Raw genomic sequence first — 25,766 nt, 5'->3', positions numbered from 1 at the left:
TTTTAAGAATCAGATTTGTCCTCTTCTGTAAAAAGTCCTTTTGAATGTTTTATAATTATAGGCATTTGGGTAAGCATGAAAAGGACTGTTATAGGCATGACGCCAAATACTTTGAAACTTGTCCAGAAATTATCGCTAAAATTACGCCAAATTATTTCATTCAAAATGGCAAGAAAAATGAAAAAAAACGCCCAACGATAGGTAAGTTTTTGCCAACCTAAATCATCAAGTTTTAAGGTAGAATCAAGAGCATAACGTAAAAGTGGTTTTTTAAAAAACATCCCACCAAAAAGTATAAAAGCAAATAAGCTATTAATGATTGTTGGTTTCATTTTTATGAAAGTTTCATTATGAAGCCAGAGAGTTAGAAAGCCAAAAACTAAAACAAATATTCCTGAAATAAGAGGCATAATAGGAATTTGTCTTGCAAGGATCCATGATAAGTTTAGGGAAATAATAATAGCTACCATAAAAATAGCTGTTGCAGGGAAAATAGGCTTACTAAAATTTTGAAAAAATCCAATGTTTTTTATCAGCCATTCTCCCTTATAATTGGCAAAAAAGAAGGCAACCAATGGACCCATTTCCAAAAGAAACTTAAGTGTTGGTGAGAGAGAATTTTTTTTATTGTTATTCATCTTTTTTTCAGAATTATTGTGTAAATTAGGATTAGATAAAGGCTGTTTCATGCGTGTTTTCCTGCAATAGTTTCGGCAAAGTCAGAAGCAGAAAAGGGTTGAAGGTCTTCAATATCTTCTCCTATACCGATAAAATAAACGGGTAATTTATATTTTGCTGCGATAGCGACAAGAATTCCTCCTCGTGCAGTTCCATCTAGCTTTGTCATAACTAAACCATTAACACCAGCAATATCACGGAAAATGTCCACTTGGTTGAGTGCATTTTGTCCGGTTGTTGCATCAAGAGTTTGAAGGATTGTGTGGGGTGCTTGGGGGGTGTGTTTTTTTAAAACACGAATAATTTTTGCCAACTCATCCATTAATTCAGATTTATTTTGTAAACGCCCTGCTGTATCAATAATTAATACATCACTGTTTGTTTTTTTTGCTTTTTCATAAGCATCAAATGCTAAGCTGGCGGCATCTGCACCCAATTTTGTCGAAATAACAGGAGAATTGGTACGTTCACCCCAAATGTGTAGTTGCTCAATAGCAGCGGCTCGGAAAGTATCACCTGCTGCCAGCATAACTTTTAATCCCCCTTCTGTTAATTTGGCTGAAAGTTTTCCAATAGTTGTCGTTTTTCCAGTGCCATTTACACCTACCAGCAAAATAACATGAGGTTTATGGCTGAGATCAAGTTCTAATGGTATTGCAACAGGTTCCAGAACTTTTTTGACCTCATCAGCTACAATAGTATGAATATCATCTGGGGAGAGGTTTTTTCCGTAACGACTGGAAGCTAAAGTATTTGTGATGCGTGTTGCCGTCTCTACACCTATGTCAGCTTGGATAAGAATATCTTCGAGCTCTTGCAATGTATCTTCATCAAGTTTTCTTTTAACAAAGAGATCGCCAATTGATCCGCTTAGGCGTTGTGAAGAAAGGGATAGGCCTTTTTTAAGGCGCCCAAACCACGCTGTTTTTTTTTGTTCAACAGAAGGTTCAGATAAAATTTCTTCATTCTTTTTTTCACGGATGTTGTCTGTGACAATAATTTTACCAGAAAAGGGAATTTTATCAGAATGGGATTCTAGAAATGGAGATTTTTCATCATATTTTGTAAGTATTGACTCTGGATTTTTTGTTTGTTCTTCTTTTTCTGTGTTTATAGAGATTTGATTATTTTTTGTCTTTTCATTTTTGTCTTTATTTTCTTCTATTATATCGCTTTTATCAGGAATAGAAATCTGTTGTTCAATTTCTTGCTCTTGAGATTTGTTAAAAGAGAATATTTTTTTTATAAAAGATTTAGTCATAAGAATTCTCCTGCTCAAGCAGCGTTTAATTTTGGAGGGACAGCAATCAATTTATCGCCATCATGATCAACGATAAGGGCTTGAACAATTGTTCCTGCTTTTGCACCTTTAACTTGTACAAGAGTATAATCTTCTGTTCGTCCGATTTCATCTTTTTCAACGAGAATTGTTTGTAGACTGTTTTGTAAATGAGCAAGATGCTTTTTGTAAGCCATATCACCTGCTTTACGCAATTTTTCAGCACGCAGCTTAATTATTTTACGGTTGATTTGTGGCATACGTGCGGCAGGTGTTCCTTCTCTTGGACTAAAGGGGAAGACATGGAGATGGGTTAAATTACAATCTTTGATTAAGGCAAGACTATTTTGAAACATCTCTTCTGTTTCTGTAGGAAAACCAGCAATTAAGTCGGCACCATAAACCATTGTAGAACGTTTGGCACGCAATTCTTGGCAAAATTGAATGGCATGTTCGCGCAGATGACGCCGTTTCATCCGTTTTAAAATCATATTATCACCTGCTTGCAAAGATAAATGCAAATGGGGCATGATTCTTGTTTCATAAGCTAAAAGATTTATGAGTTCTTCGTCTGCTTCAATAGAGTCAATAGATGAGAGGCGTAATCGGGCTAAGTCAGGGACATGATGCAAAATAGCTGAAGTTAATTTTCCTAGAGTAGCTTTTCCAGGAAGATCGTGGCCATAACTTGTAAGGTCAACACCTGTAAGGACCACTTCTTGGATACCCCCACCTATCAGCTTTTTAATTTGTTCTATGACAGCACCCATGGGAACTGAACGAGATGGTCCTCGTCCATAAGGAATAATGCAAAATGTACAGCGGTGATCGCATCCGTTTTGTACCTGTACAAAAGCGCGGGTGCGCTCTTGCATTGCACTGACCATATGTGGAGCAATTTTTTGTACTTCCATAATGTCATTGATATGCACCTTTTCAGAATGATTAATACCAAAATCAGGAAGTTGACGATAAGAATGAGCGTGAAGTTTATCTTCGTTTCCTAAAACAAGATCTACTTCTGTCATTGAGGCAAAATTTTGTGCTTCTGTTTGGGCTGCACACCCTGTTACAATGATATGCGCATGAGGATTTTCACGCCTTGCTTTGCGGATAGCTTGTTTTGCTTGTCGTACGGCTTCGGCAGTGACAGCACAGGTATTAAAGATAATAGCACCATCTTTAAGTTGATCTAGCCCTGAAGAAGTACTTTCTTTGCGAATGATTTCCGATTCGTAGCTATTAAGTCGACAACCAAAAGTTACAATTTCTATTGCCATCAGGAGTGATCCTTTTTGTAGCACCCTGTTAAAGGGCTTAAAAAACCACTAAAGTGATATTTAATTGGTCCTGTCATGATAATATGATCGTCTTCTCGGTAAAAAATATTAAGTGTTCCCTTTGGTAAATTTACATCAACATGGCGCTCTGTAAGTCCACGACGATAAGCAGCCACTGCACTTGCACAAGCAGCACTCCCACATGCTTGTGTTAATCCTGCCCCTCGCTCCCATGTACGTAAATTTAGACTTTTCTTTGACGTTATGCAAGCAATGGAAATATTGCACCGTTCGGGAAACAGGGGATCATGTTCAAGTTTTGGCCCATATTTTTCTAATGGAATATGTTGAATATCATTTTCAACAAAAAAGATAGCATGGAGATTGCCAATGGATATGAGACAAGCGTCTTTTAGGGGACCAGCCATAATTTCTACGTGATTGGTATCAACTATTTCACGTGAAACAGGCATCTCTTTTGCATTGAAATTTGGGCATCCCATATCAACAGAAATGAGATTATCGGTTTGGTATTTTCCTTCAATAATTCCAGCGGGAGTTTCTAAATGAAATTTTTCACCAAAATTGTGATCTTTAAGCCATGCGATGACACAGCGGGTACCATTGCCACAAGCTTTAGCTATTGATCCGTCGGCATTCCATATTTCTATGCGGAAGTCGGTTTTTTTCTGAGTTGGTGTGTGGATAGCCATGATTTGATCAAAATGCATTTCAGGATCTGCTGACAAAGCAAGGATTGCTTGTGGTGTAAGAGCGTATGTGCTTTCACGCATATCAACAACAATAATTTGATTTCCAAGACCGTCCATTTTGCTAAATGGCGTTTTCATGAAACTTCTCTATTTCTAATGTTACTTGTAAAAAGATATATGGCTGAAAATATTATAAATTTCTAGTGTTTAATAAATATAAAATTGGGTACATAAATTATTTCTTTTAAAATAAGTGATTTTAACCTGTTTTTTTTAATTTGTTAATTTATCTTTGTAACTATAACAAATATTCGCTTAATTTTTTTGTGAACTTATTTATTGTCGTGGGAGAGAGTACAGACATGGCGTTTTCAAAAGTTTCGTTTTTCGTTGCACTATCAACTGTAATGTTTTTAGGGGGATGTTCAACAACACGGTTTGATGGTAATGACGATGGTAACGCATTAGAAGTTTTTTATCCATCTCAACAAATGACAATATTAGAAGCGTCTGATCTGTCGTCTACTTCTTCGTCGATATCTGAAGATGCAAACGCTCCGATGTATGAAAAAGGAGATTCTCAGAGCGATGGACGAATGGCTAGTCTCGAATTGCCAAGTAATGCCACTGATTTATTTCCTGCAAGTGTTGCTGGGGTATGGAATCTTTCTATGGGAGGAAAAGTTTGCCGGATTGCAACTCCACAAACAAAGTTTGGACAAGGGTACCGTGCTGGTCCTTTACACTGTCCAGGAATTGCTTCCCAAGTGAGATCGTGGGCTGTTAAAGGAAAAAGATTATATTTTTATAATAACTCTGGACGTGTTATCCTCGTTCTTTATTCTTCAAATGTTGATCGTTTTGAGGGACGTACACTTGATGATCATCCCGTTATTTTAAGTCGTTAAATCATTTTTGATCGTTTATGATAAACTAAACTAGACGGACAGATTCTTGAAAAGTATTTGTATTTTTCATTGAGATCGGTTTGAAAAAGGTTTTTTGGATGATTCTCGTTTCAACACGTTATAAGGAGCTCGTCGCTAAAGGAGAGGTTTGTTTTGATCCCGCTCAATTAGCTATAACAGAATATTTTGATCATTTATTAAAAAAAATTACGGAACAAAATATCTCTCATCCTTTGCCTTGGATATTTTGCTCTTTCTTTAACAGAATATTTAAAAGGAAAAAACAAAATATTTCTTGCGTTGTAAAACAAGGAGATGAAACAGGTTTTTTTCAGGGACTGTATATTTATGGTGAAGTAGGACGGGGCAAAACCATGCTGATGGATTTGTTCTTTTCTTGTTTGCCTAAAGGTCATAAAAAGCGTGCCCATTTTAATGATTTTATGGCTGATGTGCATGAGCGTATTAATTCTTATCGTCAAGCATCTGGGTGTACAAAATTTAAACAAGATAATCCTATTTTAGCTGTTGCTGAAGATCTTGTACGAGAAGCAAAAGTACTTTGTTTTGATGAGTTTAGTGTAACGGATATTGCTGATGCTATGGTATTGGGGCGGCTTATTTCTGCTCTGTTTGATAAAGGAATTTTCTTTATTGCGACTTCAAATGTGGCGCCGGATAACCTTTATTGTAACGGTTTGAATCGTGAGCTCTTTTTGCCTTTTATTCAAGTTTTGAAAGCATATGTTCGTGTTGTTAATCTTGATGCAAAAACAGATTATCGCCTTGAAAAATCAAATCTACAACAGATGTATGTATCGCCGTTGGGGGTCCAAGCAAATGAATATATGGATCAAGCATGGGCACTTGTATTGCAAGGACATAAGGAGATGTCTGATGAGCTTTCTATAAAAGGGCGCTTTATTCCTATTCCGCGCTTTGGTGCAGGATGTGCTCGTTTTGATTATGGGGATTTATGTGCAAAGCCTTTGGCCGCGGCTGAATATTTGTTATTAGGAGAGCATTATCATACGATTTTTATTGATAATGTACCGGTCATGGATGATACATGTCGCAATGAAACAAAACGGTTTATTTTGCTTATTGATATTCTTTATGAGCGGCATATACGGTTGTTTATGTCGGCAGCCGCAGGGATAGGGGATTTGTATAAAGGGCATGCGCAGATTACGGAAACATTTGAATTTCAAAGAACACAATCACGTCTTTTCGAAATGCAAAGCTACGATTATTTAAAACTTTGGGAAGAACATTTTCTTTTGAAGAAGAAGCATTGATTATACTTTTACCTTTACGTAAACTGTCAAAACAATAACTTTTTGAAATTAAAGAAATATAATAATTCTGTTGTATTTTTTTTAAATTCACTTTATCGATACATCGTGATAATTTTCTAATAGTTGTTTCAGCGGAGGGTTGTTGTTTCTGTAAGGAGATAAATTTGTAAATTTCATTTCTTTACTCCTTTTTATGATATTGTTTGAATATGGTTGAAGTCAAAATATTCAGTATACGGACGTTGATTGGGTGTGCGCTGAATTATCTAAAAGTTAGGAAAAAATAAAATGGCACGGAAAAAAATAGCTCTCATTGGTTCAGGTATGATTGGTGGTACTTTAGCACATATTATTGGGCTTAAAGAGCTTGCTGATGTGGTCTTATTTGATATTACAGAAGGTGTGCCACAAGGTAAGGCTCTAGATATAGCCGAATCTTCTCCCGTTGATGGTTTTGATATCAGTCTAAAAGGTGCTAATGCTTATGAAGCAATTGAAGGTGCTGATGTTGTTATTGTAACAGCAGGCGTTGCGCGAAAACCTGGTATGAGCCGTGATGAACTTTTGGGCATTAATTTAAAGGTTATGGAACAAGTTGGAGCTGGAATTAAAAAATACGCTTCTTCAGCGTTTGTTATTTGTATTACCAATCCCCTTGATGCGATGGTGTGGGCATTGCAGAAATTTTCAGGTCTCCCTACACATAAAGTGGTTGGGATGGCTGGTGTTCTTGATTCAGCGCGTTTTCGTCATTTCTTATCTGAGGAATTTAAGGTCTCTATTAAAGATGTGACAGCGTTTGTTTTAGGGGGCCACGGTGATACAATGGTTCCTCTCGTGCGTTATTCAACGGTTGGTGGTATTTCTTTGCCTGATCTTGTAAAGATGGGCTGGACAACACAGGAAAGAATTGATCAAATTATCCAGCGTACCCGTGATGGCGGTGCAGAAATTGTTGGTTTGTTAAAAACAGGTTCTGCTTATTATGCACCAGCAGCTTCTGCTGTTTCTATGGCTGAGGCTTATCTAAAGGACACTAAGCGTGTTGTGCCTGTTGCAGCTTATCTTTCAGGAGAATATGGGGTTAATGATACCTACGTTGGTGTTCCTGTTGTACTTGGTGCAGGTGGTGTTGAACGAGTCATTGAAATTGATCTTGATAAGGAAGAAAGAGGTGCTTTTGATCATTCAGTAAATGCGGTTAAAAAGCTTTGTGAAGCTTGTATTGCTCTTGTACCTAGTCTCAAGTAAATTGAACAAGATTTAATTCATTAAAATAAGTATTTAGAATGTTAAAACTTTAGGATTAATAAGATCCATAAAAGAAAAGGACAAATGCATGAATATCCATGAGTATCAGGCCAAACGTCTGCTTCATGAATATGGAGCACCAATTGCAAATGGTGTCGCTGTTTATTCTGTAGAGCAAGCTGAAAAATGGGCGGAAAAATTGCCCGGACCTCTCTATGTGGTTAAAAGTCAGATACACGCTGGTGGTCGTGGTAAGGGTAAGTTTAAAGAACTTGGTCCTGATGCAAAGGGTGGTGTTCGGCTTGCACAATCTGTTGAAGAAGTTGTTGCAAATGTTCAAGAAATGCTTGGAAAAACTTTGGTAACCAAACAAACTGGTCCAGAGGGTAAGCAGGTCAACCGCCTTTATATTGAAGATGGTGCCGATATTGAACGGGAGCTTTATCTTTCACTTTTGGTTGATCGTAGCGTTGGTCGAATTGCTTTTGTTGTTTCAACAGAAGGTGGAATGGATATTGAAACGGTTGCTGAAGAGACACCAGAAAAAATATTCACGCTTCCCATTGATGCTGTAGAGGGTGTTACTTCTGCTGATTGTGCAAGACTTTGTGATGCGTTGAAACTACAAAGTAGTGCGCGAGAAGATGGTGAAAAGCTTTTTCCGATTCTCTATAAGGCATTTTGTGAAAAAGATATGAGCCTTTTAGAAATCAATCCGCTTATTGTGATGAAAGATGGTCACTTGCGTGTTCTTGATGCGAAAGTTTCTTTTGATAATAATGCTCTGTTTCGTCATCCAGATATTTTAGAATTGCGCGATCTTTCAGAAGAAGATCCAAAGGAAATAGAAGCATCAAAGCATGATCTTGCTTATGTTGCTCTTGAGGGTACGATTGGTTGCATGGTTAATGGTGCTGGGCTTGCTATGGCAACAATGGATATCATTAAGCTTTATGGAGCAGAGCCAGCGAATTTTTTGGATGTTGGTGGTGGAGCATCAAAAGAAAAGGTGACAGCTGCTTTTAAGATTATTACGGCCGATCCAAATGTTAAGGGCATTTTGGTTAACATTTTTGGTGGTATTATGCGTTGTGATGTCATTGCTGAAGGTGTGGTTGCTGCTGTTCGTGAGGTTGGTTTAAAGGTTCCCTTGGTTGTTCGTCTTGAAGGTACTAATGTTGAGCAAGGTAAAGCAATTATCAATGAGAGTGGTTTGAATGTTATTCCTGCTGATGATTTAGATGATGCTGCCCAAAAAATTGTTGCAGCCGTGAAGGGAGCTTAAGCTATGTCAATTCTTGTGAATAAAGAGACAAAAGTTCTAGTTCAAGGGCTTACAGGAAAAACAGGAACGTTTCATACAGAACAGGCGCTTGCTTATCATGGTACGCAAATGGTTGGTGGCGTTAATCCTAAAAAGGGTGGAGAAACATGGGAAGGTTCAAAAGGCGAAACTCTTCCTATTTTCGCTAATGTTGCAGAAGCAAAAGAAAAAACAGGTGCAGATGCTTCCGTTATTTATGTTCCTCCTGCAGGGGCTGCGGCAGCTATTATAGAGGCTATAGAAGCTGAAGTTCGTTTAATTATCTGTATTACGGAAGGTATTCCCGTTATGGATATGGTTAAAGTGAAGGCGCGATTAGAAAACTCAAAGTCTCGTCTTATTGGTCCTAATTGTCCCGGTATTCTTACACCAAATGAATGTAAAATTGGTATTATGCCTGGTTCTATTTTTAGAAAAGGTTCTGTTGGGGTTGTCTCGAGGTCGGGAACTTTAACTTATGAAGCCGTTTTTCAAACGAGTCAGGAAGGTCTCGGACAAACAACTGCTATAGGGATTGGTGGCGATCCTGTTAAGGGCACTGAATTTATTGATGTGTTGGAAATGTTTTTAGCAGATGATGAAACCGAGTCTATTGTTATGATTGGTGAGATTGGTGGTTCTGCTGAAGAAGAAGCAGCACAGTTTTTGCAAGATGAAGCAAGAAAAGGTCGTAAAAAGCCAGTTGTTGGCTTTATTGCTGGCCGTACGGCTCCTCCAGGACGTACAATGGGACATGCTGGTGCTGTTATTTCTGGTGGTAAAGGTGGAGCAGAAGATAAAATTGCGGCAATGGAATCAGCAGGGATTCGTGTATCTTCTTCGCCATCACAGATAGGTAAGACTTTGATGTCAGTTTTGAAAGGCTAAAAGAAAGTTTCACCTGAATAAGAAAAGGTTCTTAGATTCAGGTGAAAAAGCTTGAGTATAAAAAGGTAAAACTTTTTTGAATGTTCGAATCACTGCTTGTTTGTAAGCATTTAAAGGTCAAAAAGAGATATAAGGAGACGGAATAAATGTTCCGGAGAAGTATATGGCAAGGCAGGACGAAATAAATAGCCTTTTTGCACAGACATCATTTCTTTATGGTGGGAATGCGGATTATATAGATCAACTTTATGCTCAATATGAAAAAGATCCTGCCAGTGTTGATTCACAGTGGCGTGCTTTTTTTGAAGGACTTCATGATAATAAAGAAGATGTTCTTAAAAATGCTGAAGGAGCAACATGGCAGCGTGATCATTGGCCATTAAAAGCAGAGGGTGAATTGATTTCTGCTCTTGATGGTGATTGGTCTTCTCTTGAAAAATATTTTGGCGATAAATTAAAGGAAAAAGCAATAACAGGTGCTGCACAAAAGGGAAAAACTTCCAGTGAACAAGATATTATTCGAGCAACACGTGATTCCGTTCATGCAATTATGATGATTCGTGCGTTTCGAGAACGGGGACATCTTCATGCGCAACTTGACCCTCTTCAATTGGCCGAAAAACAAGAAGATTATAAGGAACTTTCTCCAGAAGCTTATGGTTTTACCCCAGCTGATTACGAGCGTCCCATTTTTATTGATAATGTTTTAGGGTTGGAATGTGCAACTATTCCGCAAATGCTTGAGATTCTCAATCGTACCTATTGTTCAACAATCGGTGTGGAATATATGCATGTTTCTGATCCGGTTCAGAAAGTATGGCTTCAAGAACGCATTGAAGGGCGAGATAAAAAAAATTCTTTCACACAACAAGACAAGAAAGCTATTCTGAATAAGCTTATTCAGGCAGAGGGATTCGAACAGTTTTTAGACACTAAATATAAAGGTACAAAGCGTTTTGGACTCGATGGTGGTGAGGCGCTGATTCCCGCTCTTGAACAGATTATCAAATGTGGTAGTGCTTTGGGGGTTAGGGAAGTTATTTTAGGAATGGCACATCGTGGTCGTTTAAATGTTCTTTCACAAGTTCTTGCCAAACCGCATAGGGCTATTTTTCATGAATTCAAAGGGGGATCTTACAAGCCTGATGATGTGGAGGGATCCGGTGATGTCAAATATCATTTGGGAACTACCGCTGATCTGGACTTTGATGGTAAAAAAGTTCATTTATCACTGTTGGCCAATCCATCTCATCTTGAGATTGTTGATCCGGTTGTTATGGGAAAAGCACGTGCTAAACAAGATCAACTTATGAGACCTGCGCATACTGATTTACTCCCATTAAGTGAGCGTTCAAAAGTGATGCCATTGCTTATTCATGGTGATGCCGCTTTTGCAGGACAAGGCGTTATCCAAGAAACTTTTGGTCTTTCAGGTCTTAAAGGTTATCGTGTTGCAGGCTCACTTCATGTTATTATCAATAACCAGATTGGTTTTACAACATCTCCACGTTTTTCACGTTCTTCGCCTTATCCATCAGATGTCGCAAAAATGATTGACGCACCAATTTTCCATGTGAATGGTGATGATCCTGAGGCAGTTGTTTTTGTTGCCAAAATAGCAACAGAGTTTCGCCAAATTTTCCATAAACCAGTGGTTATTGATATGTTTTGTTATCGCCGTTATGGGCATAATGAAGGTGATGAACCTTCCTTTACGCAGCCGCTTATGTATAAAGCAATACGTAATCATAAAACAACACTTCAACTTTATAGTGACCAATTGGTAGCAGAAGGAATGGTTACTTCAGAAGAAATTGAGCAACAAAAAAAATTATGGCGCGATAAGCTTGAAGGTGAACTTGAAGCGAGTGCTTCTTATAAGCCTAATAAGGCTGATTGGCTTGATGGAAGCTGGACGGGACTCAAAGCTTTTAGTAGTTCTGATGAGCAGCATTCTAGAGCAACCGGTGTTGAAGTAAAAACTTTAAAGGAAATTGGTCAGAAAATTGTTGAAATTCCGGCGAATTTTCACGTTCACAAAACCATTCAACGTTTTTTAAATAATCGTGCTAAAATTTTTGAAACCGGTGAGGGTGTTGACTGGGCAACCGCTGAAGCTTTAGCTTTTGGTTCACTTTGTTTGGAAGGTGCACCGGTTCGTCTTTCCGGTGAAGATGTTGAACGGGGAACTTTTTCACAACGTCATTCAGTTCTTTATGACCAAGAAAATGAGGCGCGTTATATTCCTTTGAATCATTTACAAAAGGGGCAAGCGCTTTATGACGTTGTTAATTCTATGCTTTCTGAAGAAGCTGTTCTTGGTTTTGAATATGGATATTCTCTTGCTGAACCACGAGGATTAACACTTTGGGAAGCACAATTTGGTGATTTCTCTAATGGTGCACAGGTCATTTTTGATCAATTTATTTCATCCGCAGAGCGTAAGTGGCTTCGTATGTCTGGTCTTGTGTGTTTATTGCCTCATGGTTTTGAAGGGCAAGGGCCGGAGCATTCTTCTGCACGTTTAGAACGGTTTCTTCAACTTTGTGCGGAAGATAATATGCAGGTTGCTAATTGTACAACCCCTGCAAATTATTTTCATATTTTGCGTCGACAAATTAAGCGTGATTTCCGGAAGCCATTGATTTTGATGACACCGAAATCACTTTTACGTCATAAGAGAGCTGTTTCTTTTCTCAATGAAATGGGGCCAGAAACAAGTTTTTGTCGTGTGTTGCTTGATGATGCAGAATGTCTCAAAGATTCTGTCATTAAGTTGCAAAAAGATAATAAGATTCGCCGTGTCGTTCTTTGTACTGGTAAGGTTTATTACGACCTTTATGAAGAACGTGAAAAAAGGGGTATTGATGATGTTTACCTCCTTCGTGTTGAACAGCTTTATCCTTTCCCTGCAAAAGTTTTGGTGAATGTATTATCGCGCTTTTTGCAGGCGGAAGTTTTTTGGTGCCAAGAGGAACCAAAAAACATGGGGGCTTGGTCATTTATTGAGCCTTATTTGGAATGGGTTTTGACGCATATTAATGCGCAATATTCACGTGCTCGTTATGCAGGACGTCCTGCGAGTGCGTCACCGGCCTCTGGGTTAATGGTGAAACACCTTGAACAACTGGCTGCGTTTCTTAAAGACGCGTTAGGTTCTTAATTTATTACTACTCTGATGTATGGAAAAATATTATGACTACTGAAATTCGTGTTCCTACTTTGGGCGAATCGGTTACCGAAGCAACGGTTGGCAAATGGTTTAAAAAACTTGGCGAAGCTGTCGCTATGGATGAGCCTTTGGTTGAATTAGAAACTGATAAGGTAACCGTTGAAGTTCCTTCTCCTGTTGCTGGAAAATTATCTGAAATCATTGCAAAAGAAGGCGATACGGTTGAAGTAAATGCTCTTTTAGGAGTGGTGAAAGCTGGAGAAGCTGGTGTCTCCCAATCATTTTCACCTTCTGCTACACTTGTTCCAGCGCCTTCATCTGAATCGGAGAAACCTGCTTTGAGCAGTGCAATGCCTCCTTCTCCTTCAGCAGCAAAATTGATGGCTGAAAATAATGTTGCAAAAAGCGATATTTCAGGTTCTGGAAAACGTGGACAAATTCTTAAAGAAGATGTTCTTGGTGGATTAAAACAAAGTACAAATGCCCCTACACCCTCTTCTTCTGCGACGAGTTCTTCGACAACTCCTGTCCAAGAAACACGTGAAGAGCGGGTTCGTATGACGAAATTGCGTCAAACAATTGCTCGCCGTCTTAAAGATGCACAAAATGTAGCAGCAATGTTAACCACATTTAATGAGGTTGATATGTCAGCGGTGATGGATTTGCGCAAGCGTTATAAGGATCTTTTTGAAAAGAAACATGGCGTTAAGCTTGGTTTTATGGGTTTTTTTACCAAGGCTGTTTGTCATGCATTAAAAGAACTTCCTGCTGTTAATGCCGAGATTGATGGGACAGATATTGTTTACAAAAACTATGTAAATGTTGGAATTGCTGTTGGAACGGATAAAGGGCTTGTGGTTCCAGTGGTGCGAGATGCAGATCAAATGTCATTGGCAGAGATTGAAAAAGAGATTGGTCGTTTGGGGCGTCTTGCGCGTGATGGAAAATTAGCCGTTTCTGATATGCAAGGTGGAACTTTTACCATTACCAATGGTGGTGTGTATGGATCGTTGATGTCAACACCGATTTTGAATGCACCACAATCTGGTATTTTGGGAATGCACGCGATTAAAGAGCGAGCAATGGTTGTTGAGGGCCAAGTTGTGATCCGCCCCATGATGTATTTAGCGCTTTCTTATGATCACCGTATTGTGGATGGGCAAGAGGCTGTAACTTTCCTTGTGCGTGTTAAGGAAAGCTTAGAAGATCCGGAACGCCTTGTTCTTGATTTGTAAAATACAGTTTTCAGGATGAAAGGAGAAACGGATGTCTTATGATGTGGCTGTGATCGGAGCGGGTCCAGGTGGTTATGTAGCAGCAATAAAGGCGGCGCAACTGGGACTTAAAGTAGCAATTATTGAAAAGCGTACAACATTAGGAGGAACATGTCTCAACGTTGGTTGTATTCCTTCTAAAGCGTTGTTGCATGCTTCAGAAGTGTTTGCTGAAACCCAGCATGGTTTTGAAACGCTTGGTATTTCTATTGGTAAATCTAAGCTTAATCTTGAACAAATGATGGTTCATAAGAAAGCTGTGGTGACAGCCAATACCAGTGGTGTTTCTTTTTTGATGAAAAAAAATAAAGTTGATACTTTTTTTGGGACAGCCAAAATTTTGAGTGCGGGTCATGTGGAAGTTGTTGCCAGAGATGGTAATAAACAAACAATTGAAACAAAAAATATTATTATTGCTACCGGTTCAGAGAGTTCAGGAATTCCAGGGGTGAATGTTGAAATTGATGAAAAGACTATTGTTTCTTCTACGGGAGCCCTTTCACTTGAAAAAGTACCAGCGCATATGATTGTAGTGGGTGCTGGTGTCATTGGTTCAGAACTTGGATCAGTTTGGAGCCGTTTGGGTGCTAAGGTGACCATTATTGAGTATCTTAATAAAGTTTTGGGCTCAATGGATGGTGAAGTTTCACGGCAATTTCAGAAATTAATGGAAAAACAGGGGATTGAATATAAAACGGGTGCAAAGGTGACAGCTGTTACACAATCTGGCTTAACTGCTCAGGTGAGCTTTGAATCTGTCAAAGGTGGTGAGGCTGAAACTTTAGAGGCTGATGTTGTGCTTATTGCTACTGGACGTTCTCCTTATACAGAGGGGCTTGGCTTACAAGAGGCTGGTGTTCAGTTAGATGAACGCGGATTTATTGCAATTGATGCCCATTGGCAGACGAATGTTCCAGGAATTTATGCAATTGGTGATGTCGTAAAAGGGCCAATGTTAGCACATAAAGCAGAGGAAGAAGGCATTGCTGTGGCAGAGATTTTGGCAGGTCAAAAAGGGCATGTTAATTTTGATGTTATTCCTAGTGTTGTTTATACACAGCCGGAAATTGCGAGTGTAGGAAGAACAGAAGAAGAGCTAAAAACTGCTGGTATTGAATATAATGTTGGCAAATTTCCTTTTATGGCCAATGGTCGTGCACGTGCAATGCAAAAGAGTGATGGGTTCGTTAAAATCCTTTCTGATAAAAAAACAGATAGGGTATTAGGAGGACATATTCTTGGATTTGGTGCTGGTGAAATGATCCATGAAATTGCAGTTTTAATGGAATTTGGTGGTTCATCAGAAGATCTGGGACGTTGTTGCCATGCACATCCTACCTTATCAGAAGCCGTGCGTGAGGCAGCTTTGGCAACATTTGCTAAACCACTTCATATTTAAAAAGCTTTTAAAAAGTACATTTTAAAAGGCACGGGGGGGCAGAAAATATTAGTGAAGCATGCAACAAAAAAAGGAATATAACCAATAGTATTGGAATGTTCCATTTGTTGTATGCTTTTCGATAATTACTTTTTTAGATATCTGTTGTGCAGTTTTGATTGATTATCCTGTTGTGCACTATCGTTTAGAGCAGTGGTGTTTAGTCTATGTAAAGTTTTATATATGGGGTAGTTTTTATACTGTTATAAAATATTTAAGATAGGATTCCGAGCTTATCTGCGTGTTTTGTGTTAAGCAAACATCTCTCAAAATGCTCAAATCTACTTCGCGATGGTGGCTCGTGAATGGTATAACTGTAAAGTTCCTCTTGAAATATATGAAATTCATTCAAACTGTTACAAGACCTATTGTGCACCATCATCTTTATGTTTAGTAAAAGTACACACTGACATTATAATACACTTTTTCAGTTTTCAATATTGCTAAAGCTCTTTATTATTTGAGCGTTTTCATAAGAGAAATTTGTCATTTTTTACTCATACGCTTGCTTTGTTTGTGATGTGCAGACAAAAGATTTTAATTGCTTCAATGTGAGAGAGTTTGTGATTAAGATAATCTTATAGTATTCAGCGTAACGTTATATATGAAGAGGGAAGGGATTGAATATTCTAAAAAATACCGCTCTTATTTAAAAGAGCAGTATTTTTATATCTTTTGTTTATGACACTATCTTTTTGATGATAAGACAAGTCATACAGTGTGATTAAATTAGTTTTTGCTTCTCTGTTTATCTTGATCATTGCTTGCTATGTCTTAAAAAGATGATATGTCTCTTCTTTAAGGTTGTTAAGAAATCGCAATGTTGCCAAAATATAACGAATAGCTAAAATTTTTTTGAAAACCATAATTACACGAGAATATTAAGTTTGTTTTCATTGAGCAGTTTTGTGATAACTTAAAAAATTAAGCATATGCTTTCTATAAGTATTAAAATTGTAATTTTTTATCCTCTTGTTGTTCTCTTATAAAAGTGGGAAGCCCCATATGATCAAGATATTTAAGGAAAGGGTGGGGTGGTAATTCTTCTACATTGACCATAGTTTTAACATCCCATTCGCCTGTGGCAATAAGAAGAGCTGTTGCGGCTGCTGGTACGCCAGCTGTATAGGAAATGCCTTGTGCCCCAGTTTCATGAAAAGCTTGTTTGTGATCGGCTATATTATAGATAAAAATTTCTCTCGGGTTTCCATCTTTTTCGCCTTTAATAAGACCCCCAATACAGGTTTTTCCTGTGTAGTCTGGGGCGAGAGAGGAAGGGTCGGGTAAGACGGCCTTCACGACTTTCAAGGGCACAACTTCTTGACCTTCTGCCGTTTTAATTGGTTGTTCGGATAAGAGTCCGAGGTTTTTTAGAACCGTAAAAACAGTGATATAACGATCACTAAATCCCATCCAGAAACGGACATTCTCTACATCAAGATTTTTGGAAAGTGAATGAATTTCATCATGTCCTGTCATATAGGCTTTTTGTTTTCCCACAACGGGAAGATCCCATTCATGGCTGATTTCAAACATTTTATTGGAAGTCCATTTTTTATTTTGCCATGACCATACTTGTCCTGTAAATTCACGGAAGTTAATTTCTGGATCAAAATTTGTAGCAAACCAACGTCCATGATTTCCGGCATTAATATCAATAATATCAATATCTGTGATTTTATCAAAATAATCATCGCGCGCTAATGCAGCATAAGAATTCACTACACCTGGGTCAAAACCTGCTCCTAAAATAGCGGTTATACCAGCTTTTTCACATTCTTGACGTCGAGGCCATTCATAATTGCCATACCAAGGAGGTGTTTCACAAATTTTCAATGGGTCTTCATGAATTGCGGTATCGATATAAGCGCATTTGGTTTCAATACAAGCTGAAAGAACAGACATATTAAGAAAGGCAGAACCAACATTAATGACAATTTCGCATTTGGTCTTTTGGATGAGCTTTATAGTTTCTTCTACATTCATGGCATTGAGCGAATGGCTTTTGAGAACACCCTGTTCTTTCATTGTGTTTTTTTCTTTAATAGAAGCAATGATGGCCTCACATTTTTTGAGTGTTCGTGAAGCAATATGAATTTCACCAAGAATATCGTTGTTTTGAGCGCATTTATGCGCAACAACTTGTGCAACACCTCCGGCACCAATAATGAGAACATTTTTTTTCATTGTAGGTCCATCTCCTTTTTAATACTGTTGTATGACGTTTTTTATGGTTTATCTTTATGAAAGGCTTTCCTGATAGTCGTTATAGCTGAATTGGCGTTGAAGTGTTAATGTACCATCGCACTCTTTGAGAACAATAGCAGGCATTGTAACGCCATTAAACCAGTTTTTCTTGACCATTGTATAACCTGCTGCATCCTGAAAAGACAGTCTATCGCCTATTTTAAGAGGTTTTTGAAATTGAAATGTTCCAAAAATATCGCCGGCAAGACAAGACTTTCCACAAATCATAATTTCGTGTGGACCTTGATTGGGTTCTAATTTGGCATTCTCACGATAAATGAGAAGATCAAGCATATGTGCTTCAATTGAGCTATCAACGATGGCTAGATTCTTTTCATTATACAATGTGTCAAGAACACTGACTTCTAAAGTGGTGCTTTTGGTAATAGCAGCTTCTCCTGGTTCTAGAAAAAGAGTGACACCATGAGTTTTAGAAAATTGTTTTAAGCGTTTTGCGAAAGCTTCTAGAGGATAATTTTCAGCCGTAAAATGGATTCCGCCGCCAAGGCTTATCCAGTCAACAGCAGAAAAAAGTTCTGCAAATTTTTCTTCCATATACCCAAGCATTTGGTTAAAAAGATTAAAGTCAGCATTTTCACAATTGTTATGGATCATCAATCCGTTGATAAGAGGCAGAACTTCTTTGATAGCGCTTTGGTTTGTTTCTCCTAAGCGGCTAAAAGGGCGAGAGGGGTTGGCAAGATCAAAATTTGATGCGCTCATTCCTGGGTTTAACCTTAAACCTCTTTGAATGGTTTTTGTTGCATCAGAAAAGCGTTGAAGCTGTTGGATGGAATTAAAGATGATTTTATCTGCATAACCACAGGCTTCATCAATTTCATCATCTGCCCAAGCCACTGAATAAGCATGGGTTTCTTTGCCAAATTTTTCTCTTCCTAAACGCAGTTCATAAAGGGATGATGATGTGGTTCCATCCATGAACTCAGACATTAAATCAAAAACACTCCATGTGGCAAAACATTTCAAAGCAAGTAAAATTTTAGCTCCGGACATTTCCCGTAAACGAGAAATTGTTTGCATGTTTTTGATGAGTTTCGATTTGTCTATAAGATAGTAGGGGGTTTTTATCATCATTTATTCATTCTTTTTTGTAGGATCTTATTGCCAAGATCAACGTTTAGTACAAAGAGTAACAGAATGTCTCAAGAAAAAAGAATCTTAAGAAAAGAATCTGTTTCTGTCCAGCAAGAGAAAGGCTTTCTGTAATTACTGTTGTTTATTATGTTGAGTTTTTTGTTATGAGTATGAAAAAAAAATTATATTATGCTTTAGCTTTTGTATTTGTTAGCAGTTTTTTCATTATAACAACCACTCTTGTTAATTGGGGGCAAAATAGGAGTGATGCTAAAGCCAAACTGGTTACTCAGACTTCTCTCCAAGATATTTCGGTGCCTTTGATTTTTACGGGGCGTAGAGAACTTAATGGTTTTAAAGGTTATCGTCATTATCGGCGTGGTTATCGTAAATACAGTGATAATTGGTGGTATCCTGAAGCGGCATTTATTACATCACCGCACTTAAGCACAAAAGGCGCATCATTAAAAGTTGTACCAGATGCTAAAAAAGTGTTTTTAACGTCTTCTTCGGAAAAATTAGAAAAAAAAGAGCCATGGATGCTTAAACAACATATTGAATCTTGCCTTGCGCGTTATCGCTCTTATAATAAAAATGATAATAGTTTTCAGCCTTTTCATGGGGGGCGTAGGCAGTGTTTATCACGCTTTTTTAAAGGGTAGAAATTAAATAAAATTTTAATTGCTTCTTGTCGTGAGCGTTATTGTTCTTACAATAAAGAGAAGACTTGTGTGGTGCGCAGTATTTTCATGCAAGCATTGTTTTTTTAAAAATTTTAAATGCTTTTAAGTTTTATTAAATCTTATTATCATTAAGTGTGGAATGGGGGTGAGAATATAAGTTTTTGTTTTGTCGATGACAAAATATTAAGGTAAAATGGAGTTTAAAGAATGACAACACGGGAAGCAATGTTGGTATTGCTCGTTTTGCTTCCCTTTGGTGGAAGTGCTGTCATTGGCTTTTTTCGTTCGACAGCAAAAAATAATGAAGCGTGGTTTGCTGGGGTTGTCGCACTTTTCTGTCTTATTTTTACAATAATGCTTTATCCGGAAGTTCGCGGAAACCACATAGTGCGTTTAGATATTTCTTGGCTTCCAGAATGGGGAAGCGATTTGATTCTCCGCATAGATGGTTTGTCGTGGCTTTTTTGCTTGCTTATTACAGGGATTGGGCTGCTTGTTGTTATTTATTCACGTTATTACATAGATCCAGCGGATTCTGTACCGCGTTTTTTTTCCTTTTTTTTGGCCTTTATGGGATCAATGATAGGAATAGTTTTATCAGGTAATCTCGTCTTTTTGGTTGTTTTCTGGGAACTTACCAGTATTTTTTCTTTTTTGCTGATCGGCTATTGGTACCATAATGCAAGTGCGCGTGAGGGTGCGCGTATGGCTCTAACGATCACAGGTTTTGGCGGCTTTGCTCTTTTTATTGGAGTTTTATTGATTGGGTATACTGTTGGCAGTTTTGATTTGGATAAGGTGCTACAGTCTGGAGATATGATCCGGTCAAGTTCTCTTTATAGTCCTATCCTTATTTGTATTTTATTGGGAGGGTTAACAAAAAGCGCGCAATTTCCCTTTCATTTTTGGCTACCTAACGCGATGGCTGCTCCAACTCCCGTATCGGCTTATTTGCATTCGGCAACAATGGTAAAAGCGGGATTGTTTTTGCTTGTTCGTTTATGGCCTGTGCTCTCTGGAACAGAATCTTGGTTTTGGCTGGTTGGCTTTTCAGGACTCTCAACTCTTCTTCTAGGTGCCTATTTTTCCATGTTTCAGCAAGACTTGAAAGGACTGCTTGCTTACTCGACTATTAGTCATCTTGGATTAATTACAACACTTTTAAGTCTTGGTAGTCCACTTGCATGTGTTGCGGCGATCTTTCATATGGCCAATCATGCTACTTTTAAAGCTTCTTTATTTATGGCTGCTGGCATTATTGATCACGAGACGGGAACACGTGATATGCGTAAACTGTCAGGGCTTTATCGTTCTATGCCTATCACAGCAACTCTTGCTTTAGTTGCGAGTGCAGCGATGGCTGGGGTTCCTTTGTTGAATGGTTTTTTATCGAAAGAGATGTTTTTTGCTGAAGCTGTTGAAACGCATATGGAATCATGGCTCGATTGGATTGCGCCTTATGTGGCAACGCTAGCTAGTCTGTTTAGTGTGACCTATTCTATACGCTTTATTCATGGCGTTTTTTTAGGACCAAAGCCTGACAATTTACCCAAGACTCCCCATGAACCACCGCATTTCATGCGTTTACCAATGGAGCTTTTGGTGTTTATTTGTTTAGCGGTTGGTATTTTTCCTAATTTAACAATAGGACCTATTTTAGATAATGCGGTCGTGTCTGTTTTAGGACCAATGACAATTCCTTATAGTTTGGCTGTTTGGCATGGGTTTAACACTCCATTAGTGATGAGCTTTGTTGCATTATTAGGGGGCGGATTGCTCTATGCTGTTGGGCATCGTTATTTTTTATCCTGTGATGATGGGGCTCCTTTTTTCCGTCACTTAAAAGGACCGCGTATTTTTGAACGCATTCTCGTAATTATTTCTTGGAAATGGGCCCGTGCGGTGGAGTCTGCTTTGTCAACACGCCGTTTGCAGATCCAATTGCATTGGATTTTTTGGGTCTGTTTTGCCTTTGTTGGTCTTTTACTTTGGTGCGATGGTTTCATTCCAGTGGGGACATTACCGCTTTTTCCACTTGATATTCCTTTTCTCGCTCTTTGGCTGGTTGGCGGATTATGTGCGCTTTTAGTTGCTTGGCGAGCAAAGTTTCATCGTCTTGCTTCACTTATGCTTTTAGGGGGAGCTGGTTTGATGACTTGTGCAACCTTTTTATGGCTTTCTGCTCCTGATTTAGCAATAACACAATTGGTTGTTGAGGTTGTTACAGTCGTTTTATTATTGCTTGGTTTACGGTGGTTGCCTAAACGTTTGCATGACCCTGGGCCAGCTGCTGTTCATTTTTGGGTTCGCTTGCGTCGTTTCCGTGATTTCATCATATCCCTTGTAGGAGGTGCTGGTGTAGCATGGCTTTCTTTTGCAGTGATGACACGTCCCCAAGGTACAACGATTTCTGATTTTTTTCTAACGCATGCTTACTCAGATGCTGGTGGTCGCAATGTTGTGAATGTGTTATTGGTTGATTTCCGTGGTTTTGATACCATGGGAGAAATTGTGGTTTTGGGTGTTGTTTCCCTTACTGTTTTTGCACTCTTACGACGTTTTCGTCCTGCGCCTGAGAGTATTGATGCGCCTTTTCAACAACGTATCCAGAAAGCCTTTGATATAGCTCAGCCTAATCGAAATGTGGGAGATACAGTATTGAATTATTTAGCTGTTCCTGCTGTTATTATGGGTTGGCTCTTTCCAATTATTATCGCTTTTGCTATTTATTTATTCATGCGAGGGCATGATCTGCCAGGAGGTGGATTTGTCGGTGGTATTACTTTGGCTATAGGATTTATTTTACAATATCTTGCACGCGATATTCGGTGGGTGGAAACGCATTTGAGAGTTTTACCTTTGCGTTGGATAGGCTTTGGTTTATTATTGTCAGTCGTAACGGGGATGGGCTCTTGGTTTTTTGGATATCCTTTTTTAACATCCTTTTTTCGATATATTCATCTTCCGTTAATTGGGAAAGTTCCCATGGCATCTGCTTTTTTGTTTGATTTTGGTGTGCTTTCTCTTGTGTTAGGAGCAACTGTTCTCATTTTAATTGCACTTGCACACCAGTCAATTAGGAGTTACCGAATCGGTAAGAAACCTATTTTAAAAGAGAAGGAAAATTAATGGAAATTGTTCTTTCTTTGGGTATCGGTGTTTTTGTCGGATCAGGTATTTGGCTTGTTTTGCGTCCACGTACTTTTCAAGTCATTCTTGGTTTGTCCTTGATCTCCTATGGTGTTAATCTTTTTATATTTTCAATGAGTAGACCGCGTAGTAATGCTGCTCCAATTGTTGATCCTACCACTGTTATTAATCCAGCTAATTATGTCGATCCTCTTCCACAAGCCTTGGTTTTAACTGCGATTGTGATTGGTTTTGCAACAACAGCTTTATTTTTAGTTATCTTGTTGGTTTCACGTGGTTTAACGGGTTCTGATCACGTTGATGGACGTGAGGTGCAATAATGGAAATAGGAGTGCATCATCTCCTTATTTTGCCTATTCTTTTGCCGTTAATCACTGGAGCACTTCTTCTTTTTTATGATGAACGTCGTGCAAGACTTAAATCATTCATCAGTCTTTCTTCTGCGGGACTGTTGGTTGTTACTGCCATTTTATTGATTATACGTACTCTTGAAATAGCACCGGCTTGCGATGTTTATCGACTTGGTAATTGGCCGTCTTCTTTTGGAATTGTTTTAGTCCTTGATCGCTTAAGCGCTATGATGCTTTTACTTTCCAGCTTGTTGGTGACTAGCGTGTTGGTTTTTGCGCGGGCTCATTGGTACAAAGCTGGTTCTCATTTTCAGTCACTAATGCAATTTTTTATGGTGGGGATAAATGGTGCTTTTTTGACTGGCGATTTATTTAATTTATTTGTGTTTTTTGAAGTTATGTTAACGGCTTCCTATGGGCTTGCTTTGCATGGTTCTGGTCAGACACGCGTGCGTGCAGGGTTGCATTATGTTGTGGTTAATCTTGTTGCTTCATTATTTTTTTTAGTTGGTATAGCGCTCATTTATGGAGTCGTTGGTACTCTTAATATGGCCGATTTGGCTGTTAAAATAAAATATATATCTTCTACAGATATTGTTTTGTTCGAAATAGGTGTTGCACTTTTAGGTATTGCTTTTTTGCTTAAAGCGGGTATGTGGCCGCTTAATTTTTGGTTGGTGCCAACTTACAGTGCAGCAGCAGCGCCTGTTGGAGCTTCTTTTGCACTTTTGAGCAAGGTTGGTATTTATATTATTTTACGTTTAACGTTGCTATGGTTTGGTTCTGAAAGTGAATATTTTAACCATTTTGGTCATACGGTTTTGTTTTATGGTGGGCTTGCCACTATGATTATTGGTTTTATTGGAGTATTGGCGAGCCAAGTTTTGGTGCGTTTGGCAGCTTATAGCGTTCTTGTCTCTTCTGGCACATTGTTGGCTGCGATCGGGATAGGCAATGCAGCACTGACAGCAGGCGCACTTTTTTATATTGTTTCTTCAACTTTAGCACTGGGAGCTTTTTTTCTTTTGGTAGAGTTGGTAGAACGCTGTCAAGATGTGGCTGCTAATGTTCTTGCTGTCACAATGGAGGTGTATGGTGACGATGAAGAGGAGGAAGAAGATGAAGTTGGCATCTATTTTCCAGTAACCTTGGCAATTCTTGGAGCTTGTTTTGGTATCTGTGCCATTTTGATTATTGGATTGCCGCCTTTTTCTGGTTTTGTTGCTAAATTTATGATGTTCATGGCAATTTTAAACCACAGTAGAGAGGATTTTTCTGCTTCTGTTCCGGTTTACCAAGATTGGCTTTTTGTAGTTTTTGTCACTCTCTCTGGTTTTGCGGCTTTGATTGCATTGACACGAACGGGTATCCGAACTTTTTGGGTTTCTCTTGAAGGGCGTATTCCTCGTGTGCAAGTGATAGAATTTGCGCCTATTGCCGTTCTCCTTGCTTTGTGTTTTCTTATAACAATTGTAGCCAGTCCTGTTAGTCATTATATGTCTGAAACTGCTAAGACTTTGTATGAACCTCAAAACTATATTGGGAGCGTTTTAACGGATTTTTCTCTCGAAAATAGGGAGATAAGTAAATGAATTGTTTTTGTCCTTCCCCTTTTTTCAGTGGTGTCATTGTCCTTATGTGGCTTATTTTAAATGGTTTTAGTTTAGGGCAATTGCTTTTAGGGATTTTAACCGCTTTGTTTTGTGGTTGGATGATACGGCTTCTGGAGCCGGAGAAGGTTGTTATTAAAAGCTGGAGTGCGGTTTTTCGTCTCGTTTTTCGAGTATTTATAGATTCTATATTCTCAAATGTTTCGGTGGCTTGGTTTGTTTTAACAAAAAGGTCTCGAGAGCAGAAATCTGGTTTTATTGTAGTACCTCTTCTGCTTCATAATCGCACTGCTTTGGCTATTTTAGCATGCATCCTTTCGGCAACCCCTGGAACTGCTTGGGTTGCCTATAATAGTAAAAAGGGTGAACTTTTGCTTCATGTCTTAAATTTAAAAAATGGATATGATTACAAACAGTTGATCAAACAACGGTATGAGCAATTGCTTTTGGAGATTTTTTTATGAGTATGGTGATTCTTTATTGGGGGCTTTTCTTTTCACAGTTTTTTTTAAGTTTAGCGGTGATTTTCGCGCTGTTTCGGTTGATTCGTGGTCCACGGGCGCAGGATAGAATTGTTGGTTTGGATGCCCTTTATATAACCACTATTCTTTTGTTTCTTACATTCGATATTCGTTCAGGAACAACCACTTATTTTGTCGCAGCTCTCATTATTGGATTGTTAGGATCTGTCTCAAGCATCGCTTTGGCGAAATTTCTTATGCGGGGGGAGATTATTGAATGAAAGATGATATATCGCTTGTGGTTGCTATTGCTATCACAGTTTTCTTAATATTAGGGTCTGGATTGACATTGATCGCAACGATAGGTTTGGTGCGTTTTTCCAATTTTTATAAGCGTTTGCATATGCTTTCAGTATGTACGAGTTGGGGCGTTGGTAGTATTCTTATTTCTTCATTTCTTTATTCAATATTTGTGGACCATTATTTTGTTTTTCATGAAGTGTTGCTGATGTTTTTTTTGTTTTTAACAGCACCGGTAGCTTCTATGTTGCTTTCACATACGGCAGCTTATCGACATCATTCAGAAAAACAATCAGAAAAACCGCTGGCTCTTTTATTACACCAAACGGAGGAAAAGCTACCCACATCAGAAGGAACATCACGAGATGAGAGCCAGCGCGGTTCTTGA

At 38.5% G+C, this 25,766-nt stretch carries 21 protein-coding genes; 15 read left to right on the top strand and 6 right to left on the bottom strand.

Translation table 11 applies throughout. The features are described 5' to 3' along the window. Positions 1 to 2 precede the first annotated feature (2 nt). The 4 genes from ACFING_RS00435 to dapF are packed head-to-tail and all read right to left on the bottom strand — an operon-like array spanning position 3 to position 4,088. The gene (locus ACFING_RS00435) at positions 3 to 689 is read right to left on the bottom strand and encodes a septation protein A (RefSeq protein ID WP_375629102.1); all 687 of its coding nucleotides are present in this window, start codon (positions 687 to 689) and stop codon (positions 3 to 5) included. Further along, a complete protein-coding gene (gene ftsY / locus ACFING_RS00430) occupies positions 686 to 1,939 on the bottom strand; it encodes a signal recognition particle-docking protein FtsY (protein WP_375611333.1) in 1,254 nt (417 codons plus the stop codon). The genes ACFING_RS00435 and ftsY overlap by 4 nt, the downstream gene beginning before the upstream one ends. A 14-nt stretch (positions 1,940 to 1,953) precedes the next feature. After that, positions 1,954 to 3,237 carry a tRNA (N(6)-L-threonylcarbamoyladenosine(37)-C(2))-methylthiotransferase MtaB gene (gene mtaB / locus ACFING_RS00425; protein WP_375620902.1) on the bottom strand — a complete coding sequence of 428 codons (1,284 nt, stop codon included), beginning with the start codon at positions 3,235 to 3,237 and terminating at the stop codon, positions 1,954 to 1,956. Continuing rightward, positions 3,237 to 4,088: a diaminopimelate epimerase gene (dapF, locus tag ACFING_RS00420; protein WP_375620903.1), complete on the bottom strand. Its 852-nt coding sequence runs from the start codon at positions 4,086 to 4,088 to the stop codon at positions 3,237 to 3,239. The genes mtaB and dapF overlap by 1 nt, the downstream gene beginning before the upstream one ends. Before the next feature lie 224 nt (positions 4,089 to 4,312). Between dapF and ACFING_RS00415 the strand changes: the two genes are divergently transcribed. The 8 genes from ACFING_RS00415 (at position 4,313) to lpdA (ending at position 15,443) form a co-directional block, all read left to right on the top strand. Further along, a complete protein-coding gene (locus ACFING_RS00415) occupies positions 4,313 to 4,858 on the top strand; it encodes an AprI/Inh family metalloprotease inhibitor (protein WP_375620904.1) in 546 nt (181 codons plus the stop codon). 98 nt (positions 4,859 to 4,956) lie between these two features. Next, on the top strand, positions 4,957 to 6,156 hold the full coding sequence (gene zapE / locus ACFING_RS00410) for a cell division protein ZapE (RefSeq protein ID WP_375629099.1): 1,200 nt from the start codon (positions 4,957 to 4,959) through the stop codon (positions 6,154 to 6,156). A 288-nt stretch (positions 6,157 to 6,444) separates the two neighbouring features. Further along, complete coding sequence (gene mdh / locus ACFING_RS00405; protein ID WP_375611328.1) at positions 6,445 to 7,407, top strand: malate dehydrogenase; 963 nt, start codon at positions 6,445 to 6,447, stop codon at positions 7,405 to 7,407. 88 nt (positions 7,408 to 7,495) lie between these two features. Further along, positions 7,496 to 8,692, top strand: a complete 1,197-nt coding sequence (gene sucC, locus ACFING_RS00400; protein WP_375612755.1) for an ADP-forming succinate--CoA ligase subunit beta — start codon at positions 7,496 to 7,498, stop codon at positions 8,690 to 8,692. Between the two features lie 3 nt (positions 8,693 to 8,695). Beyond that, complete coding sequence (gene sucD / locus ACFING_RS00395; protein WP_375612754.1) at positions 8,696 to 9,598, top strand: succinate--CoA ligase subunit alpha; 903 nt, start codon at positions 8,696 to 8,698, stop codon at positions 9,596 to 9,598. Positions 9,599 to 9,761: 163 nt separating this feature from the next. Continuing rightward, positions 9,762 to 12,761: a 2-oxoglutarate dehydrogenase E1 component gene (locus ACFING_RS00390; RefSeq protein WP_375629095.1), complete on the top strand. Its 3,000-nt coding sequence runs from the start codon at positions 9,762 to 9,764 to the stop codon at positions 12,759 to 12,761. A 32-nt stretch (positions 12,762 to 12,793) separates the two neighbouring features. Continuing rightward, positions 12,794 to 14,005, top strand: a complete 1,212-nt coding sequence (odhB, locus tag ACFING_RS00385; RefSeq protein WP_375622075.1) for a 2-oxoglutarate dehydrogenase complex dihydrolipoyllysine-residue succinyltransferase — start codon at positions 12,794 to 12,796, stop codon at positions 14,003 to 14,005. A 31-nt stretch (positions 14,006 to 14,036) separates the two neighbouring features. Next, on the top strand, positions 14,037 to 15,443 hold the full coding sequence (gene lpdA, locus ACFING_RS00380) for a dihydrolipoyl dehydrogenase (RefSeq protein WP_375620910.1): 1,407 nt from the start codon (positions 14,037 to 14,039) through the stop codon (positions 15,441 to 15,443). Between the two features lie 987 nt (positions 15,444 to 16,430). Here the strand turns inward: lpdA and ACFING_RS00375 are convergent. Then, entirely contained in the window at positions 16,431 to 17,669 is a 1,239-nt protein-coding gene (locus tag ACFING_RS00375; protein WP_375629091.1) for a saccharopine dehydrogenase NADP-binding domain-containing protein, read from the bottom strand. Between the two features lie 54 nt (positions 17,670 to 17,723). Beyond that, positions 17,724 to 18,821: a carboxynorspermidine decarboxylase gene (locus ACFING_RS00370; protein ID WP_375620959.1), complete on the bottom strand. Its 1,098-nt coding sequence runs from the start codon at positions 18,819 to 18,821 to the stop codon at positions 17,724 to 17,726. A 167-nt stretch (positions 18,822 to 18,988) separates the two neighbouring features. Here ACFING_RS00370 and ACFING_RS00365 point away from each other — a divergent pair, with 167 nt between their 5' ends. From ACFING_RS00365 to mnhG, 7 genes are all read left to right on the top strand, one after another. Continuing rightward, positions 18,989 to 19,486, top strand: a complete 498-nt coding sequence (locus tag ACFING_RS00365) for a BA14K family protein (protein ID WP_375629089.1) — start codon at positions 18,989 to 18,991, stop codon at positions 19,484 to 19,486. Between the two features lie 228 nt (positions 19,487 to 19,714). Beyond that, entirely contained in the window at positions 19,715 to 22,636 is a 2,922-nt protein-coding gene (locus ACFING_RS00360) for a monovalent cation/H+ antiporter subunit A (RefSeq protein ID WP_375612749.1), read from the top strand. Then, positions 22,636 to 22,977 (top strand): Na+/H+ antiporter subunit C, encoded by a 342-nt coding sequence (locus ACFING_RS00355; RefSeq protein ID WP_273790150.1) that lies wholly within the window; start codon positions 22,636 to 22,638, stop codon positions 22,975 to 22,977. Before ACFING_RS00360 ends, ACFING_RS00355 begins: the two co-directional genes overlap by 1 nt. Beyond that, positions 22,977 to 24,599, top strand: coding sequence for a monovalent cation/H+ antiporter subunit D (locus ACFING_RS00350; RefSeq protein WP_375629086.1), 1,623 nt, complete (start codon positions 22,977 to 22,979; stop codon positions 24,597 to 24,599). Before ACFING_RS00355 ends, ACFING_RS00350 begins: the two co-directional genes overlap by 1 nt. Continuing rightward, complete coding sequence (locus ACFING_RS00345; RefSeq protein ID WP_375629083.1) at positions 24,596 to 25,081, top strand: Na+/H+ antiporter subunit E; 486 nt, start codon at positions 24,596 to 24,598, stop codon at positions 25,079 to 25,081. Before ACFING_RS00350 ends, ACFING_RS00345 begins: the two co-directional genes overlap by 4 nt. Next, positions 25,078 to 25,359, top strand: a complete 282-nt coding sequence (locus ACFING_RS00340) for a K+/H+ antiporter subunit F (protein ID WP_375606068.1) — start codon at positions 25,078 to 25,080, stop codon at positions 25,357 to 25,359. The genes ACFING_RS00345 and ACFING_RS00340 overlap by 4 nt, the downstream gene beginning before the upstream one ends. Continuing rightward, on the top strand, positions 25,356 to 25,766 hold the full coding sequence (gene mnhG / locus ACFING_RS00335) for a monovalent cation/H(+) antiporter subunit G (protein WP_375611317.1): 411 nt from the start codon (positions 25,356 to 25,358) through the stop codon (positions 25,764 to 25,766). The genes ACFING_RS00340 and mnhG overlap by 4 nt, the downstream gene beginning before the upstream one ends.

It is taken from the genome of Bartonella sp. AP150HLJHH, assembly GCF_042196385.1.
Lineage (GTDB): Bacteria > Pseudomonadota > Alphaproteobacteria > Rhizobiales > Rhizobiaceae > Bartonella.
The sequence above is the reverse complement of the archived record's forward strand: the minus strand, read 5'-3'. Positions and strand labels throughout refer to the sequence as shown.